This is a genomic window from Pseudomonas sp., from assembly GCF_049645325.1.
Taxonomy (GTDB): Bacteria; Pseudomonadota; Gammaproteobacteria; order Pseudomonadales; family Pseudomonadaceae; genus Aquipseudomonas.
In genome coordinates, this window is sequence record NZ_JBARTQ010000456.1 from 1 (window position 1) to 16450 (window position 16450).

A 16450-nucleotide genomic window follows, 5' to 3' on the forward strand; every position below is an offset into this window, starting at 1 on the left:
GTTATTCACTCGTGCTGCAAGTCTTCGCGTTTGACACGCCTAACAGTTTGAAAGTGCCCATCGCTCTGGAAGAGTTGGGGCTGGCGTATGAGTTGACGGCGGTCAATGTTCGGCAGGGCGAACAAAAGTCCGCCGGTTTCATGGCGATCAACCCCAACGCCAGAGTGCCTGTACTGATCGACCCCGAGGGCGGCAACGGTCAGCCGCTGGTGTTGACCGAGTCGGCGGCCATTCTGGTTTACCTGGCCGAAAAACATGGCCAGCTGTTGCCTCACAACGTTGAAGCGCGCGTGCGGGTGTTTGAGCAGTTATTCTTCCACGCCTCGACCCTGGGGCCAGCCTTTGGCCATGCAGGCTTTTTCCTCAAACACGCCACGGCCGCCATGCCGATCGCGATCGCGCGCTTTCACAACGAAGCCCTGCGCACACTCGGCTTGCTCAATGACGTATTGGCACGGACCGAGTTCGTCGCCGGCAATGAGTTTTCAATCGCCGACATCGCCCATTTCGGCTGGATGTGGCGTAAGGAGTTTGCCGAGGTGGATTTCTCCGAATCGCCTCACGTTCAGCGCTGGTATGACGCGCTGTCTGCGCGGCCGGCGGTGATACGGGCGATCAAGCGCGTGGAGGCGTTGATTCCCGAGGCTTGAGGCTGCAGCCCACCTCAGTGTCTGCGTTCACCCGCCAAGGCAACCCCCAGGCAGTACAGCAAGCCTGCGGCGATGACGAACAGTGCAAGCATGTAAAACATGACATGGGCCGGCTGTGTGGCCAGGACGATTCCGCACAGCACCGGCCCTGATGCTGCGCCGACGTTGCTCAGGTTTTGCGCGGCGTAGTACATGCCGCGCAAGGAGTCGGGCGCGATTTTGTCGATAAACATGTATTCGGCGGGGAACACGATGATCTCGCCGACGGTGAACACGGCCATGGACAGCACCCAGAACATCAACGTGGTGGACACGGCAAAACCGCCCAGGCCAAGAATGAACATGGCCAGACCGCTTGCGAGCCACACGTTCAGATGTTTATGAGTAATCCGTTTGCCGAGGCTGTATTGCAAGCCGATCACCATCAGGGCATTGGTGGCGACGAGGGTGCTGATAATTGTGTAGGTGGCCTGGGGCGTGGTGGTGACGAGCAGGTACTGCGAGAGATACGCGGTGAACTGGCCGAACACCACTGCGCTCAGTAACCCTCCCAAAGTGAAGCAAACCAGCCGGTAATCGCGCAGCAACAGTTTGCCAACCGCCAGGAACGGTGTTTTCGGGCCGGTTTCGCGCGCTGCCAAGGCTCTGTCGCCCCACACGAAATAGATAACAAAGAACCCGGCGCCAAGCCCCGCCGACAGCAAGAAAGGCAGGCTGATACTCAGGCCCGCCAACCCCGCGCCGAGGAACGGCCCCACGGCATAACCGATATTGGTCAGCGTGTACTTGATCGAGAACACTTCAGCGCGCTCAGCGACCGGTACCAGGCTGGCGAAGCCGGATTTCACCGCGATATCGATGACTGAATACGCCAGGTTCACGGACACCAGGCAGAGGTAGAACTGCCACAGCTCAGGCGCGACAAAGGCACCGAGAAAACCTGCGGTGAACACGCCGCAGAACGTCAGGATGAGCCGGTAACTCGACATCCGGTCCACCAGGAAACCGCCATACAGGCTCAGCAGCGATCCGATGATCAGCGTGCTGCCGATCACCAGCCCGATATCGGCGATGCTCAGGCCAAAGTTGCCCGACAAGTAAATCACCAGGTAGGGCAGGGTGATCGCACGGGCAAGCGTCAGGATCAACGACGCCGACAGCAGCAGGTTGAGGGTTGAAGGGTAACTTCTAAGTGTTGCCAGCATCCGTGCCTCATCGTCGGCTTTTATTCAGTCCGCGCAGCTTACTGCTGACGCCGTTTCTGATTTAGGATGCTTTCTATCGAAAGGCAGGAACTGAATTCATGAATCAAGGATGTGTATGTTCTCTTCCGAGCGCCTGAAAGGTATCGACGTGTTCGTGTGCGTCGCGCAACTGGGCAGCTTCACGGCAGCCGCCGACACACTGAACCTCACCGCCTCCGCCATCAGCAAAAGCGTCGCGCGCCTGGAGAAACGCCTGGGTGCGCAGCTATTCCAGCGCACCACCCGCACGCTGTCGCTGACAGACGCCGGTGTTGTGTTCTTGCGCACTTGCACCGGTGTCCTCGCCGACCTCGAAGAGGCCGAGCTGTTGCTGCAAAGCGAAACCAGCGAACCGCGCGGGCAAGTGCGCATTGACCTGCCCGCCGCCTATGGCCGCGCGCAGGTGCTGCCGGTGCTGTTGCACTGCGTGAAGGCGCACCCTTTGCTCATACCGCACATCACATTCAGCGATGGTTACATCGACCCGCTCAAGGCCGGCGTCGACATTGTCGTGCGTATCGGCAGCGCAGACGCCTGGCCGCAAACCGTCGCGCATCGCCTGCTCGCCCGCGAGCGGCACCTGTTTTGCGCCTCGCCGGCCTACCTGGCGCAGCATGGCACGCCCCTGTCCGAGCCAGACCTTGAGCACCATCAGTGCCTCGCCTATGGCTGGGTGGACGGCAGTGTCAGCCCGTGGCGTTATGCGGGCGGGCAAGGCACGACCACGCGCAGGCCCTTCACCCCGCACCTGGTGGTGGGCAATGGCGACGGGCTGGTGATGGCCGCCGAGGCCGGCTGCGGGATTGCGCAGTTGCCGTCGTGGTTGATACAGCCGCAACTGCAGGCGGGGACGTTGGTAGAGGTGCTGCCGCAGTTGGCCGTTCAGGGCATGGAGATCCATGTGGCGTGGATCAAAAGTCGCCAGGCGCTGCCGAAGGTTCGGGTGGTGGTAGAGGCGTTGGTTGAAGGGCTGGGTACTGTGATTTGACCTGACAGCGCGTAAATGGAGTCAGACCACGATTCAGGCGTTCGTATAAACCTCGCCTCACCCCGACGACACGCTGCACTCAATTGCCCTTGATCACCGGCGGCGGCGTCCATTGCCCGTTCAGTGCGGCGGCCTCCGGCCAGTACGCCCGGATGTAGAGCGAGAAGTCGGCGTCCTTCGGTGCGGGCAGCCAGTTGCTTTCCTTGTCGGCACCCGGGGAGTCGCTTTGCACATAGAGGGTCAGCGAACCGTCTGCATTGGGCTTGAGCGACTTATTCTTGGTGCCCAGGGAATAGCGCCCCAACGGGTTTTCCGCGAAGAAGTGCTGCTGGTTATACAAGGTCAGCGACCAGAAACCCTTGACCGGCGGTACGCCGCCTTTCGGGAACGTCACGCTGTAGCGCTGGCCACCGTTCAGCCGGGTGCCGGACTGGTCCAGGTCCTGGTAGAAGTACTTGGTCTCGATCTGCTTGTTGACGAAGATGTTTGAACGGGCAACCGCCGTGCGCAGGAAATAATCGGTGCCAAACGCCGCGCCGTTGTCGATGGTGCTCCAGTGATCAGGTAACTGCTTGCCGTAGTTGCGGAACTGCAAGAGGGGCTTGATCACTTCTTCATCGGCCTTTTGCGCCTCATCGATCATGGCCTTTTTCAGCTCAGGGTCACGCCGGGCGATCTGCGCCAACGCTGACAGTTGCGCATAACGGGCTTCTTCGCCGGGCAGTGGCTTGGCATCCTTGAGGATGGCCGGCAGTTCATCGAAGAATTTTTCCGGAAGTACCCAGCGGGTTTCTTCCTCACCCGCCGCTTCGGCCGGGAATTTCGCAGACGCGCGCCAGTCACGCTGCTTGACCTTGCCGTCGTACTGCGACAACGGGTACATGTCGATGCCTGAAAGGTCCGGCTGAATCGCTTCGCGGTCCGCCGGCGTGTCGTCCTGGAACACGCGCGGAATCACGAAACCGGTCTGGGTGCGTGCGCGAAAAACCTGAGTGATGCCCTTCGGCACGGCGCCATGCCAGTCAGGGCCCACCAGCAGGTAAAAGCCGGGCTTGGTGGCGTACATTTTTCCCAGTTCGGCGAAGCTGTCGGAGCGCAGGTCCACCACCTGGTACACCCAGAACCGGTCCCCGAAGTCCGGGACCTGTATCACCACGGGCTCCAGGTCCAGGGCAATACTGCCGGCGCCATAGACCACATCCTGATTCGGGCAGGCCACCAGCCGTTCGCCAGGCGAGATGTAGTCGGTCAGCATCGACAGATGGTTGATCGGCGCCACCGGCACAATCCCGCCCATCAACCCGGCTTCGGGCAGGTCCTTGAACTTCTGGCGCCGGTTGAAAATATTGGCCATCGGCCAACCCCAGAAGTAGGCCTCACGCGCCATCATGCGCACATAGGGCTCTGTCACCTTCACATCGACTTCAGGCCCCTGCACCTTGGCCACTGTGTCGGTCTGCGCCTGCGCAGGCGCGGTTCCCAGCAATATCGCGGTGGTGAGCAGGCAGCAGGCGAAAAGAGGCGTGCGGTTCATACAGGTAGCGTCCTTGCCGTAGCGTTGTCCGTGGGCAGTGTTCTTGAACGTAAATACGTCGCTGAAAAGCTAGCAGAGGAATTCGATTCAGGCAGGGCGAGCAAGCGAAAAGACTGTGTCTATTTCCCCAGCGATCGTGCCACTGCCTCGGCCACCTCCACAAATACCCGCGCTGCCGCCGACTGATAACCGCCTTTACGCTGCATCAGTACCGCCGTCCTTTGCAGCCGTTGCGGGCCCAGTTCAATCGCGACCAAATCCGGGTGGGCTCGTGCAATGGCGGCGGGCAGCAGCGTCGACAACTCAGTCCGGCGCACCACTTCAATCAGCGCACCGATCACATTGGCTTCCATCACCACGCGCGGGTGGATGCCGTGTTGGTTGCAGTAGCGATCAATCTGCTCGCGGGTGGCGAATTCGGCGCTGAGCAGAATCAGCGATTCGGCATTCAGCGCCTCCAGCCCGATCGCCCGTTCATTCGCCAGGGGATGCTGACGGCCCACCACCAGCGCCAGGGTTTCAACCAGCAAGGGCAGGGCGTCGATGTCCTGGCCGTGCGCCTGATCAAACGCGATGCCCACGTCCAGCGCATCGGCCAGCAGTTGCTGCTCCATGTGTTCCTGGGCGAGCTCACGCACGGTCAGCGTGATGTTGGGGTAGCGGCCGTGAAACGCTTCGACCAGCGGCCCGACCAGGTAGGTGGTGAAGGTGGGCGTGACGGCAATGCGCAGGGTGCCACGGCTCAGGTCACCCACGTCATGGATCGCACGCTTGCCTTCCTGCAGTTCCTGCGCCGCGCGCTGCGCATAGCGCAGGTAAACCTCCCCGGCATCGGTCAGACGCGTCTTGCGCCCTGAACGGTCAAACAGCTGCGCGCCGAGGCTGTCTTCCAACTGCCGGACTTGTTGCGACAAGGCGGGCTGCGAGACATGCAGCGCTGCCGCTGCTTTGGTGAAGCCTTCATGGTGCGCCACGGCGAGGAAGTACTGGATATGTCGTGCGAGCATGCCTGTGTCCATAAGATTATCTAATGTGGTTCATCACATATGAGACTTTTACCTTATTTATCGGGCGCCGTAACCTTTGCTTCATCGCATCGCGATTCAAAGGAGTCACCCATGCAAGACATCATCGACGGTTTCCTGAAGTTCCAGCGCAACGCCTTCCCCGAACGTGCAGGCCTGTTCAAAGACCTCGCCAACCAACAGAGCCCCCGCGCGCTGTTCATCTCCTGCTCCGACAGCCGCCTGGTGCCGGAGCTGGTTACACAACGTGAGCCCGGCGACCTGTTTGTGATCCGCAACGCTGGCAACATCGTGCCGTCTTACGGCCCGGAGCCTGGCGGTGTGTCGGCTTCGGTGGAGTACGCCGTCGCGGCGCTGCAGGTCAACGACATCGTGATCTGCGGGCATTCCGACTGCGGCGCGATGACCGCCATCGCCACCTGCAAATGCCTGGACCACATGCCCGCCGTGGCCGGCTGGTTGCGCTACGCCGACTCCGGCCGCGTGGTGAACGAGGCCCGCCAGCACCTCAGCCCGCAGGCCAAAGTCGCCTCGATGGTGCGCGAAAACGTGATCGCACAATTGGCCAATCTTCAGACGCACCCTTCGGTACGTCTCGCCCTCGAAGAAAAACGTGTGGCGCTGCATGGCTGGGTCTACGACATCGAGAGCGGCTGCATCGAAGCCTTCGATAGCCGCACCGGGAAGTTCGTGCCGCTGGCGGAAAACCCCAGCGCACGCGCGGTGTCGCACTAACCCGGCAAACCGTTTTATCCAATGTGGGCGCTGGCTTGCCTGCGATCCGGGCACCCCTGTGTATCAGGTGGACCGGGTTGAAGCCATCGCAGGCAAGCCAGCTCCCACATTGATCGGCATTCGCTGTTTTATCCCTACTGTTAACCCACGGAGATAACCCCATGATCCAGTCACAAATCAGCCAGACCTCGCGCCTTGCCCTGACCGACGTCATCCTCTTGGCCAAGGCCCGCAAAGACCTGTCGTTTGCCCAGATTGCCGAAGGCACCGGCCTGCACGAAGCCTTCGTCACCGCCGCCTTGCTCGGCCAGCACCCACTGCCGGCCGACGCCGCCCAAACCGTCGCCGACACCCTGGGCCTGGATGCGGACGCCGTCGCGCTGCTGCAAACCATCCCGCTGCGCGGCAGCCTCGGCAACGGCATCCCGACCGACCCGACCGTCTACCGTTTCTACGAAATGATCCAGGTCTACGGCACCACGCTGAAAGCCCTGGTGCACGAGAAGTTCGGCGACGGCATCATCAGCGCCATCAACTTCAAGCTGGACATCAAAAAGGTCGATGACCCAGACGGTGGCTCGCGCGCGGTGATCACGCTGGATGGCAAATACCTGCCGACCAAGCCGTTCTGATTGCGTTGTAAAAAGACCCGGCGCTGTGAGGTGGCCGGGTCGCTCGCGTTGGAGATCGAGGCCTTGTTCGCTCTTATTCCTGCCGAGCAACACGTCGGAAAAATCACGTCGGCTTAATGCTCATTGCAATCCCGGCATCCCACGCAGCGAGCATCATTTCGCCCACAGCTTCAAACGCTGGATGAGTGCTTCGATAATCCGCCAGCTCTACCCGCGCGCGGTTCATGCCGCTGTGCACGCGGGTGAGCAATTCATTGCAGCGCGCCTCGGTCAAATTGCATGAACTGCGCCCGAACTGGACCAGCATCTTGCGCTTCGGCCACGCCTTCGAGCCGCCAAGCAACAGCCCCATGATGTCATTGACCTGATACACCGTCGTTGTCACCAAGTCGTAAGCAGGTGCGAGCCACACATCAGCGTCTTCGGCACAGTGCTCATAGAGCAGGCCAAAATTCTTCAAGTGCGCGTCACCATTTTGGAGACCGGCAGAGAGCGCCACCATCAGGAAGAAATCTTCCAGTGCCTTGGTGACGCGGGCTGGGGAGACGTAAGTCTTGATCAGCTTCGCGCAGCCCTGGTAACTGCCGTCATATTTTTTCTCCGTCCCCCACCCGGACAGAACGCACATGTCCTCAAACCCGAGGTAGGCGCTATCGCCCACGTCGAAGCGTTTTACCACCAGGAACTTGCCGTGCTGGCTGAGCTGGCATTCAGGCACTTCAAGGCCCGAATGAAGCGCTGCTCGCATGCAAAAAAATTCATTGGCCGCCAGTTGCGCAAAGTCTGAGTCATTGAACGCCTTCACCAAGTGCGTGGCGCCACGGTGCATGAGGCGCGCAAGGTCTTGCCCCGCTGGGGCCGCGTCGCGCACCAGTACCTTGGGTTGAACGCCCGAAACGCCGGAGTAGGCTGCGTAAATGTTCATCAGTTCGTCAAACAGGTCTTTTGCCCCGTCATAGACCAACAGCTCGGAAAGTTTGATTTCTGGCAGTGATTCGTCACTGGCGGCGTGGGTCACGCTGATGCGACCCAATTGGTGCGGGCCGACGATGCTCAGTAAGGCGAAGTCGTCAAAGCCGCGCACCGACTTGCTGAAACGCCTGACAAGTTCCGCTTTGAGGTGCCCTTCAGGGAGGTGCATTTCGAACAGGGGATGAATCCCATACGCCCAGTTATAGCTCTCCAGGCGCGAGGGCATCGTCAACGAAACCGCGTGCTTTTCGTCTACGCCCGGGTTGTACGAGAACACCGAATCGCGTGGGTTTTCTTCGCTGCGGCCGAGTGTTCCGGCCGGCGTGCCACCCGCCCCGATGTATAGCCGGTCACTGTGCCTGGTCATGGAAGTTTCCTGCTTTCAGTTCATCGAGCGTTTTGCGTCGGCGCCTGGGCGCCGCAGTCAACTCGTAACCCAAGCCTTCAAGGATCGCGGCAACCTTGCGAATTCCCACTTCAGGAATCGTATTGTTCTCGATCCCCGAGATAGTTGCGCGACTCATGCCGTGCCGTTGTGCGAGCTGGCTTTGTGAGAGGCCAGCCGCCTTGCGCAGATTTTTGATCAGGAGACCCAAGTCGTCCATAGGGATTTGCATCCTATACAGTGCAGTTCAAGCGTTTAATGCATTTGTGCACCGTATATGATGCGTTTTGTTTTGTGTAGGCCTTTCTGTCAATTAACCGTTCTACGTCCCAGAAACCCGGTTATCAACGCCACCACCTGCTGATGAATCACCGCCCGTGGCCGCGCGCCTTCACCATCCTTGCAAATCATCCCATCGCCCGGCGAGCTCTCCTCGATCAACGCCATGCCGCCTGGCTTGCAGATCGACATGAAGCTGAAGTGATTGGCGTCGTTGATCTCCACGTATTTCGTCGAGGCGGTGGGCAGGCGCCTGGCCAAGTCGGCGGACTCCAACCTGGCGTCCATGTCCTCCGACGGCACGCCCCCCGCGATCACCAGCACCGGCACTTTCAACGCCGCCAGGCTGGCGTCGGTCATGCCGCGCGACAGGCCCAGGTCGAGTGACACCACGGCGGTCACGCGCTTGTCGCGCAAGTCGGCGGCGAGCTGGGCTTTCCCGGCGGGCGTGCCGGCGGGGTTCATTTCCTGGTAGCCAATGCAGCCGCCCAGTTTGGAGTGAACGCTGCAGTCCTGGCTGAACAGGTCGGGGTCGAAACGTGCGCCGGCGATTTCCAGCGCGGTCCAGCCGCCGAGGGAATGGCCTGCGACGGCAATCCGGCTACGCGTAACTGCGCCAAACTGCTTCGGCTGCGCCAGCACCGCGTCTATGGCGCGGCTTACGTCGGCCGGGCGTTGCCACAACTGAGCGGCAGCGACTGGGCTGCGATCCTTGCTGGTGGTGCCGGGGTGGTTGACCGCCGCGACGATATAACCCTGCTGCGCCAATGCGCTGGCCAGCCACACCTGTTTGCCCCAATTGCCGCCGTAACCATGGGAAAGCACCACCAGAGGGTGCTCACCGCTCGCGGGTGGCGCGTCGGGCACCGCGAGGGCGCCGATAAACACCGGGTTGTCGGCGATCATCTCGGGGGTGGCGGTGGTGGTGGCGGGGTACCAGACAACCAACTCCAATGGGCGCTTGTTGAGCGCATCGGGCAGCGTCGCGGTTTTGAAGCCGACGGGGCTTTCGGCAGCGAGCGCGGGTGTGGTCAGGCACAGCAGGAACAGGGCGCGAACAGCGGTGTTCATTGTTTTTATCTTCCGTGATTTTGGCGACGCATCATGAACTGAAAACCGAGGCCTGTGCATCCCCCTCGCGCAGCAAAAGCGCCTCCACACCCCGCGCGATTAACTCGCCATCGCACCTTGGTATCCGCCAACCCGGCCCCATAACTAGCCTGTATCCATCGAGGAAACAGACCATGACCAACCCAACCGAAACCGCCATCCTCGCCGGCGGCTGCTTCTGGGGCATGCAAGACCTGCTGCGCCGTTACCCCGGCGTGCTGCACACGCGGGTCGGCTACAGCGGCGGCGACGTGCCGAATGCCACCTACCGCAACCACGGCAACCATGCCGAAGCGATTGAAATCGTGTTTGACCCGGCCGTGATCACCTACCGGCAGATTCTTGAATTCTTTTTCCAGATACACGACCCCAGCACGCCTAACCGTCAGGGCAATGACCTGGGCCCCGGCTACCGTTCGGCGATTTACTACCTGAGCGAACAGCAACGCGACATCGCCGAAGATACCGCGGCGGACGTCGACGCCTCGAAGTTGTGGCCGGGGCGTGTGGTCACTGAAATAGAACCGGCAGGACCGTTCTGGGAAGCGGAGCCGGAGCATCAGGATTATCTGGAGCGGATACCGAATGGGTATACGTGCCACTTTATTCGGCCGAACTGGAAATTGCCCAAGCGTAGTTAAGCCCAGTGGCGCCAGGAAAGCGGGCGCTTGAAAACGAGCCGAAAAAAAGCCCAACCGTGTGTTGGGCTTTTTTGCATCTGCACCGCGCGGCTACCAGCGCATGTCAGGTCAATGAATATGAGGTTCAGCACGAGCGGGCGTTGATCCTGTTCATCGAGACGTCAGAATTGGATGCTATGACGGTACCTGTCCCATAAGCATTCATGTCCCGAAGAAGGATTACTTCGATGATTCGTACCGCGCGCCCCTCCGACGCCAAGGCCATTGCCCACGTGCATGTCAGCAGTTGGCAAGCCGCGTATCGTAACCTGATGCCTGCCGAATACCTGGACTCGCTGGTAACCACACTGGCTCGGCGAGAAGCCTTTTGGGCTCGGTCCATTGAGGCCGGTGAATCCAACGTGTTGGTTGCTGAGCTGAATGGGCAGGTCGTCGGCTGGATATCCGTCGGAGCCAGCCGCGACGATGATGCGGTTTCGGGGCACACAGGAGAGGTCCTGGCCGTCTACGTGTTAGCCGCGCATTGGCAAACTGGCGTCGGGCTGGCCTTGTGGAAAGCCGGCGTGCAGTGGTTGATGGCGCAGGGGTTTCAGGGTTTGACGCTCTGGGTCTTGAGCCGGAATGAAAGCGCTGTCCGTTTTTATCGCAGGGCAGGGTGCGTTGAGGATGCAGGCAGCGAGCGGAGTCTTGGGAGGGGCGGTGTATCGCTGGTGGAGGCGAGGTATCGGTTGCCTTTTATCTGTTCAGGTTAGGCAACGTGGATGCTCGCAAACGTCGGGGTTAAACCACCGTTGTTTTAACGGTGGTCTGGCCACAGCGCGTTAGCCTTCGCAACTCTGCTTGTTGACTTCGAACCGTCCAATCTCGGGATCCCTCAGGGTCAGACCACCTTTACGGGCAGTTAAGAATCGTAGTCGCCCGCTGTTTTCTAATAAAGATGATTAAGCAGTTGGTATTTGGTAAACAACCGAGTCGTATTTGGCTGATGTGCGCATCTCGAGGATGATCCCACCCAGCGCCTCAGCAATACGTCGACTCGCATGGTTGTCCGTCGCAACGGGGTAGATGAAGCTTTTTGCTGCCACTCGCTGGCTGGCCCATTGAAAAACCGCGTGGACCGCTTCACCTCCAAAGCCTAGCCCGTGGTCATCTTCACGAATCCAAATGCCCAGCTCCGGTGTTTCACCTTGGGTATCGTGCAACCCAACCAGGCCAGTAAAACGAGCATGTTCGAGTTGTCTAATTGTGAACACAAAGTCGCTGCCATCAGCGATTGAAGGCAACCACTGCCGCCAGACTTGTGCATAGTCCTCAAGAGAAGCAGGCGGTTCCCACGACATGTAGCGAGTCAACGAGGCCGTTATACAAGCGAAGGATTCAACGGCGTCCTGCGCGCAGAAAGGCTCAATGCTAAGGCGTGGCGACTGAATGCAGATTTCGCGTGTATCGACGGGCATTGCAATTTCCTTATCAGAGGTGCATTACGCTGTTTGTGTCCGGGAAAAGTAACATGCTGATCGTTTCTTCAACGAATCGAACGTCCTCTTTGGGTCGATTGCAATTCTTCGCGATAGGCTGCAATCGACCCTGGGCTGCCGATCGCGAAAGGCAGCTACCGGCCAAAAGCAGACCTTTGTCCCACCTGTCACGAAGCATTGGTAGGCGTGCGGGTCATGACCATTCAGCCGCGAAGACTGTATCGAAATCATGATCGCCGCGGCTCGTTTTCGAGTTACGTGGAATATTGACCCGTGCCGTCATCGTCTTTTAGGCGGGCCAGGTAATACCAAGCGTCGCCAGCGCAGGAGAGACGAGACCAACGAGCAATTGCGCATCCGGACGAACTCGCGCCAGCACACGTAAACCCATTGAGACCGCAAGCAAATGCTTGGCACTGCTCTCCGGTGAATTGCTGCTTCGAATTTCACCGCTAGCTTGTCCTGCAGCGACACACCGTCGAAAGAAATCCTCAATGACTATCGTCTTATCTGCGACGAAGCGTTGCATATCCGGATCGTCCGATTTCGCTTCAAGGACGGTATTAACCAGCATACAACCCCGATGCTGAGGATCTGCAAGTGACAGATTAACGACTTCGTTAAAGAAGCCTGCAATGGCCTTGCCGGGCGGCAAAGTTGTTTCCAGGCGCACCATCCTTTCTCGCAGGATATGCTCAAGATAATACTCAAGGGCGCGAAGGAAGAGTCCTCGTTTGTCACCAAACGCGGCATAGATACTGCTCTGGGTCAGGCCCGTGCATTCCGTAAGATCGCGGGTGGACGTTGCATCGAAACCTTTTGCCCAAAACGCATCACACGCCATTTTCAGCACGTTGTCTTCATCAAATTTTCTAGGGCGCGCCAATGTTGATCCTTGCTTTTTGGTTTTGTAGTCGAGGAGGACGATGCAATTATGGATTAATTGATCCTGAATAAATATAGCGCAAGCAATGCCTCGACTCAATAGGCATGAGTTACCCCGCAGATCTTTCAAAAAAATCATCAGCCATAATAACTCGCCTAAAACCCTTACCAGTTTGACATTTTCAGTTGAGCGTCTGGAGAATTTATTGCGCATGACCGGTGGTGCTATAGCCCAAAAGCGCTAGGCGTTGTCTCGACGCGACACATGATTTCTTGACGTTATGGATCGTTCGATCCATTATAAAACCACCATCAATGACAATATTGAAATTGGAGTCACATCATGCAACGAACCTTCCTCATCACGGGTGCCAGCAAGGGCATTGGACGCGCACTTTCCAATCGACTCGTCCAAGCTGGCCATCATGTCATCGGTGTTGCACGTGGGACCGACCCCAGCTTTCCGGGCACTTTAATCTCCGTCGATCTCTCCGACAGTAAAGCTTCAGCCGAAGCGTTCACTGACCTCGCCAAGCAGTATTCGTTTGATGGCGTTGTCAATAATGTTGGTTTGTCCAAACAACATAATCTCGGCGAAATTGATCTGATTGACGTCGATGAGATGTTTCGACTCAATCTCCATCCGACGATCTTGGCAACTCAGGCAGCCCTCCCCGCGATGCGAGCGAAAGGCTGGGGGCGGATCGTGAATATTTCCAGCCTGACCGTTCTCGGCATGCGGCGGCGAAGCGCATATGCCGCATCTAAAGCTGCTATCGCCAGCTTCACTCGCACCTGGGCGCTTGAACTCGCAGAAACAGGGATTACCGTCAATGCTGTAGCGCCGGGCCCCGTTGAGACCGAATTGTTTCGGAAAAATACACCCGTCGGAAGCGATGCGGAGAAGGTTCTATTACAGCAAATTGCGATGCGTCGCATGGGAACACCCGACGAACTTGCTGCGGCGATAGCATTCTTCTTATCAGAAGATGCCAGTTACATCACTGGTCAAACCCTGTATGTAGACGGAGGTGGATCCATCGGAAAATCATCAGTCTAGATCTGTCCTGAAACTGGCGGCCTGCACAGTGAGGGGCACTGTGGGGAAGGGGCAGAGACGCGATCCTGAATTTGGGTGATCTGTCGTGGAAACTCTTCGTAAGGGGCCGGCGAACACACCTTCCGAACCCCGGCATTAAGGTCGATTGTGTCCGCGTAATTTAAGCGGACGCAATTACCCTTAATATCAGGATCGCCATGCGTGAACGTAAGTCCTACTCAAAATCCTTTAAAGCCCCAGTAGTTCGCGAATGCCAACAGCCTGGTGTTTCCGTGGTAGCCATCGCGATGAGTCACGGTATCAACGCTAATGTCGTACGCCGATGGTTACCGCTTTTTCGTGATCAACAGGCAGTCGTGTTGCCAGCGTTTGTTCCCGTCAACGTCGCGCCGGTCAATCCCAAGCCAAAGGTTCAAGCGTCGGCAGTTATTGAGCTGCCATTTGGCGAGCAAACCATCACGGTGAAATGGCCCACTTCCGATCCCGAGGGCTGCGCTCAGTTTGTCCGTGGATTTGCCCTATGATCCGCATCGACAGCATCTGGCTCGCCACCGAGCCCATGGATATGCGTGCTGGCACCGAGACCGCTCTGGGTAGGGTAATTGCGATGTTCGGTGCGGCGAAGCCGCACTGTGCTTATCTGTTCGCCAATCGCCGTGCTACCCACCTGAAAGTTCTGGTGCATGATGGCGTCGGTGTCAGGCTGGCCGCACGGCGGTTGAACCAAGGTAAGTTTCACTGGCCAGGTATTCGACAAGGTTGCGAGATGGAAATGGACGCCGAACAACTTCAGAACCTAGTGCTTGGCCTGCCTTGGCAGCGTGTCGGCGCTGGAGGCACCATCACACTGCTTTAAAAATGTAATTCGCGTCTTGGCGTTCTGTCGCCAGCGATCTGCTTTGGTAAAATCCAGGGCATGACTTCCTTGCCCAGCCTCTACCAAATGACCTCCCACCAACTGCGTGCGTTAGCAGCGCAGTTGATGTCGAAGGTCGACACTATGGGTAGGAAGATCCATCACGATCAGACCCTCATCGAACAGCTGACTCATGAAATCGCCGTCATCAAGCGACACAGGTTTGCCAAACGCAGTGAGCAGATCAGCCCCGAGCAAGGCAACTTGCTTGACGACTTGCTCAATACTGATCTTGAGGCTATCGACGCCGAATTGAGCGCACTCTTGCCGGCCCCGGCTCCAGAGCAAACACGTCAAAAAACCAAGCGTGCACCGCTGCCAGCCCAGTTTCCACGTACTGTGATTCATCACGAACCGGAAAACACGCAGTGCTCTTGCGGCTGTCACCTTCAGCGCATCGGCGAGGACGTCAGCGAGAAGTTAAATTACACGCCGGGCGTGTTCACCGTCGAACAGCATGTGCGTGAAAAATGGGACTGCCGTCAGTGCGAGACACTGATCCAAGCGCCAGTTCCGGCTCAAGTGATCGACAAAGGGATTCCGACCGCAGGTTTGCTGGCTCATGTGATGGTGGCGAAGTTCGCTGATCACTTGCCGCTGTACCGGCAGGAGAAAATCTTTGGACGCGCCGGTTTAGCGATCCCGCGCTCAACACTGCCCAATGGGTTGGACAGACCGGTGTACAGCTTCAAACACTGGTTGATGCTTTGCGAGAAGCGGTTCTAGCGCAACGAGTTGTCCACGCCGACGAGACGCCGGTGCAGATGCTTGCGCCCGGTGAAAAGAAAAACCATCGAGCCTATGTTTGGGCTTACTGCGCTACACCGTTTTCGGCCCTTAAGGCGGTCGTCTATGACTTCAGCCCGAGTCGCGCCCGTGAGCATGCGCGTAACTTCCTTGGTTCCTGGAATGGCCAGCTGGTGTGCGATGACTTTGCTGGCTACAAAGCCGGTTTCGAGAAAGGCATGACCGAAATTGGCTGCATGGCTCATGCGCGTCGCAAGTTTTTCGATCTGCACGCGGCGAATAAAAGCCAACTGGCCGAACAGGCACTGCACTCGGTTGGCGGCCTGTACGAAGTTGAGCGCCAGGCGCGCGATGAGTGACGAGGATCGCCGCCGAATACGGCAAGAAAAAGCAGCGCCGTTGGCAAAGCTCCATGGGTTTCTCCGCTCAAAGTCATAAATAGCTCGTCGGATTATCCATCGAGCGAATAATGTCCACTGTTGGCCGTTTTCTGCTCATCGCGAGAGGCAGAAAACGACCCAAAGCGGACACAGTGGGAGCGATCATGAAGGCTTGACTACTGGAGTCGCCGGAAACATAAATCCGTCGGCCACTCTTTTTTTACGTGAAGTCGCCGCCGCTGTCTTGTGCCTTGCTGCGGTGCGTAGTTAAGGGGCCGGCGAACACACCTTCCTTACTCTAGCGTTAAGTACGATAGTGTCCGGTTTCATTGGACCACGACAATTGCTTCAGCAGCAGAGCGGCAAAACGACTACTGATGTTTGACGATATTTTGAAGAATGAGCGGGCCACCGAGTCCCAACAGCTTACCGCCATCATCAATCGTACCCAGTGAAATCGGAGCAAAGCCCAATTGATCCACCAGTTGGGTAACCGTCTTGTTAGCTTCCTGGTCCCGGCCCCACACAAACATCACTTGCCGACCTCCATCTCGCGCAGGGTCTTTGGCTAACAGTGCCGCAGGGAGCTGATTAAAGGTTTTCACCACGCTTGCACCGACAAAAGCGCTAGCCACGACGTCAGTAGAAGCGTTATCGCCCAGCTCCTGAGCCGGCACCCCATAAGTATTCATGGCATCAATGACGATCCGGTTCTTCCAGTTCGCGAATTGTTTACCAATGTCTCGATGAGCGCTGAAAGGAATCGCGAGAATGACGATGTCTGCTTCC

At 58.2% G+C, this 16450-nt stretch carries 18 protein-coding genes and 1 pseudogene; 10 read left to right on the forward strand and 9 right to left on the reverse strand.

What is annotated here, in order from left to right:
• Nucleotides 1-650: glutathione S-transferase family protein (locus WBB95_RS19770; protein WP_424489113.1), on the forward strand; the 650-nt coding region annotated here is incomplete at its 5' end.
• 14 nt (nt 651-664) lie between these two features.
• Here WBB95_RS19770 and WBB95_RS19775 read toward each other — a convergent pair.
• Nucleotides 665-1855, reverse strand: coding sequence for an MFS transporter (locus WBB95_RS19775; RefSeq protein ID WP_424489114.1), 1191 nt, complete (start codon nt 1853-1855; stop codon nt 665-667).
• A gap of 115 nt (nt 1856-1970) precedes the next feature.
• Between WBB95_RS19775 and WBB95_RS19780 the strand changes: the two genes are divergently transcribed.
• Complete coding sequence (locus WBB95_RS19780) at nt 1971-2882, forward strand: LysR substrate-binding domain-containing protein (RefSeq protein ID WP_424489115.1); 912 nt, start codon at nt 1971-1973, stop codon at nt 2880-2882.
• Nucleotides 2883-2961: 79 nt separating this feature from the next.
• Here WBB95_RS19780 and WBB95_RS19785 read toward each other — a convergent pair whose 3' ends face one another.
• On the reverse strand, nt 2962-4416 hold the full coding sequence (locus tag WBB95_RS19785; protein ID WP_424489116.1) for a DUF1254 domain-containing protein: 1455 nt from the start codon (nt 4414-4416) through the stop codon (nt 2962-2964).
• 119 nt (nt 4417-4535) lie between these two features.
• Entirely contained in the window at nt 4536-5423 is an 888-nt protein-coding gene (cynR, locus tag WBB95_RS19790) for a transcriptional regulator CynR (protein ID WP_424489117.1), read from the reverse strand.
• A gap of 111 nt (nt 5424-5534) precedes the next feature.
• Here cynR and WBB95_RS19795 point away from each other — a divergent pair, with 111 nt between their 5' ends.
• Both WBB95_RS19795 and cynS read left to right on the forward strand, forming a co-directional pair.
• On the forward strand, nt 5535-6176 hold the full coding sequence (locus WBB95_RS19795; RefSeq protein ID WP_424489118.1) for a carbonic anhydrase: 642 nt from the start codon (nt 5535-5537) through the stop codon (nt 6174-6176).
• A 161-nt stretch (nt 6177-6337) separates the two neighbouring features.
• Entirely contained in the window at nt 6338-6808 is a 471-nt protein-coding gene (gene cynS, locus WBB95_RS19800) for a cyanase (protein WP_424489119.1), read from the forward strand.
• A 103-nt stretch (nt 6809-6911) separates the two neighbouring features.
• Here cynS and WBB95_RS19805 read toward each other — a convergent pair whose 3' ends face one another.
• The 3 genes from WBB95_RS19805 to WBB95_RS19815 form a co-directional block, all read right to left on the reverse strand.
• The gene (locus WBB95_RS19805; protein WP_424489120.1) at nt 6912-8147 is read right to left on the reverse strand and encodes a type II toxin-antitoxin system HipA family toxin; all 1236 of its coding nucleotides are present in this window, start codon (nt 8145-8147) and stop codon (nt 6912-6914) included.
• Nucleotides 8131-8385, reverse strand: a complete 255-nt coding sequence (locus tag WBB95_RS19810; protein WP_424489121.1) for a helix-turn-helix domain-containing protein — start codon at nt 8383-8385, stop codon at nt 8131-8133. Before WBB95_RS19810 ends, WBB95_RS19805 begins: the two co-directional genes overlap by 17 nt.
• An 89-nt stretch (nt 8386-8474) precedes the next feature.
• Nucleotides 8475-9515 (reverse strand): alpha/beta hydrolase family protein, encoded by a 1041-nt coding sequence (locus tag WBB95_RS19815; RefSeq protein ID WP_424489122.1) that lies wholly within the window; start codon nt 9513-9515, stop codon nt 8475-8477.
• 173 nt (nt 9516-9688) lie between these two features.
• Here WBB95_RS19815 and msrA point away from each other — a divergent pair, with 173 nt between their 5' ends.
• Nucleotides 9689-10195, forward strand: a complete 507-nt coding sequence (gene msrA, locus WBB95_RS19820) for a peptide-methionine (S)-S-oxide reductase MsrA (RefSeq protein WP_424489123.1) — start codon at nt 9689-9691, stop codon at nt 10193-10195.
• A 227-nt stretch (nt 10196-10422) separates the two neighbouring features.
• On the forward strand, nt 10423-10947 hold the full coding sequence (locus WBB95_RS19825; protein ID WP_424489124.1) for an N-acetyltransferase family protein: 525 nt from the start codon (nt 10423-10425) through the stop codon (nt 10945-10947).
• Nucleotides 10948-11136: 189 nt separating this feature from the next.
• Here WBB95_RS19825 and WBB95_RS19830 read toward each other — a convergent pair whose 3' ends face one another.
• Both WBB95_RS19830 and WBB95_RS19835 read right to left on the reverse strand, forming a co-directional pair.
• Complete coding sequence (locus tag WBB95_RS19830) at nt 11137-11652, reverse strand: GNAT family N-acetyltransferase (RefSeq protein ID WP_424489125.1); 516 nt, start codon at nt 11650-11652, stop codon at nt 11137-11139.
• A gap of 310 nt (nt 11653-11962) precedes the next feature.
• Nucleotides 11963-12772 carry a TetR/AcrR family transcriptional regulator gene (locus WBB95_RS19835; protein WP_424489126.1) on the reverse strand — a complete coding sequence of 270 codons (810 nt, stop codon included), beginning with the start codon at nt 12770-12772 and terminating at the stop codon, nt 11963-11965.
• Between the two features lie 126 nt (nt 12773-12898).
• Here WBB95_RS19835 and WBB95_RS19840 point away from each other — a divergent pair, with 126 nt between their 5' ends.
• From WBB95_RS19840 to tnpC, 4 genes and pseudogenes are all read left to right on the forward strand, one after another.
• Nucleotides 12899-13618 carry an SDR family oxidoreductase gene (locus tag WBB95_RS19840; protein ID WP_424489130.1) on the forward strand — a complete coding sequence of 240 codons (720 nt, stop codon included), beginning with the start codon at nt 12899-12901 and terminating at the stop codon, nt 13616-13618.
• 197 nt (nt 13619-13815) lie between these two features.
• Nucleotides 13816-14142 (forward strand): IS66-like element accessory protein TnpA, encoded by a 327-nt coding sequence (gene tnpA / locus WBB95_RS19845; RefSeq protein ID WP_424489127.1) that lies wholly within the window; start codon nt 13816-13818, stop codon nt 14140-14142.
• On the forward strand, nt 14139-14474 hold the full coding sequence (tnpB, locus tag WBB95_RS19850; RefSeq protein ID WP_424489128.1) for an IS66 family insertion sequence element accessory protein TnpB: 336 nt from the start codon (nt 14139-14141) through the stop codon (nt 14472-14474). The genes tnpA and tnpB overlap by 4 nt, the downstream gene beginning before the upstream one ends.
• A gap of 60 nt (nt 14475-14534) precedes the next feature.
• Nucleotides 14535-15704: pseudogene (gene tnpC, locus WBB95_RS19855) on the forward strand (IS66 family transposase); the annotation flags it as partial.
• A gap of 328 nt (nt 15705-16032) precedes the next feature.
• Here the strand turns inward: tnpC and WBB95_RS19860 are convergent.
• A partial coding sequence (locus tag WBB95_RS19860; protein WP_424489129.1) for an NADPH-dependent F420 reductase occupies nt 16033-16450 on the reverse strand: 418 nt, incomplete at its 5' end.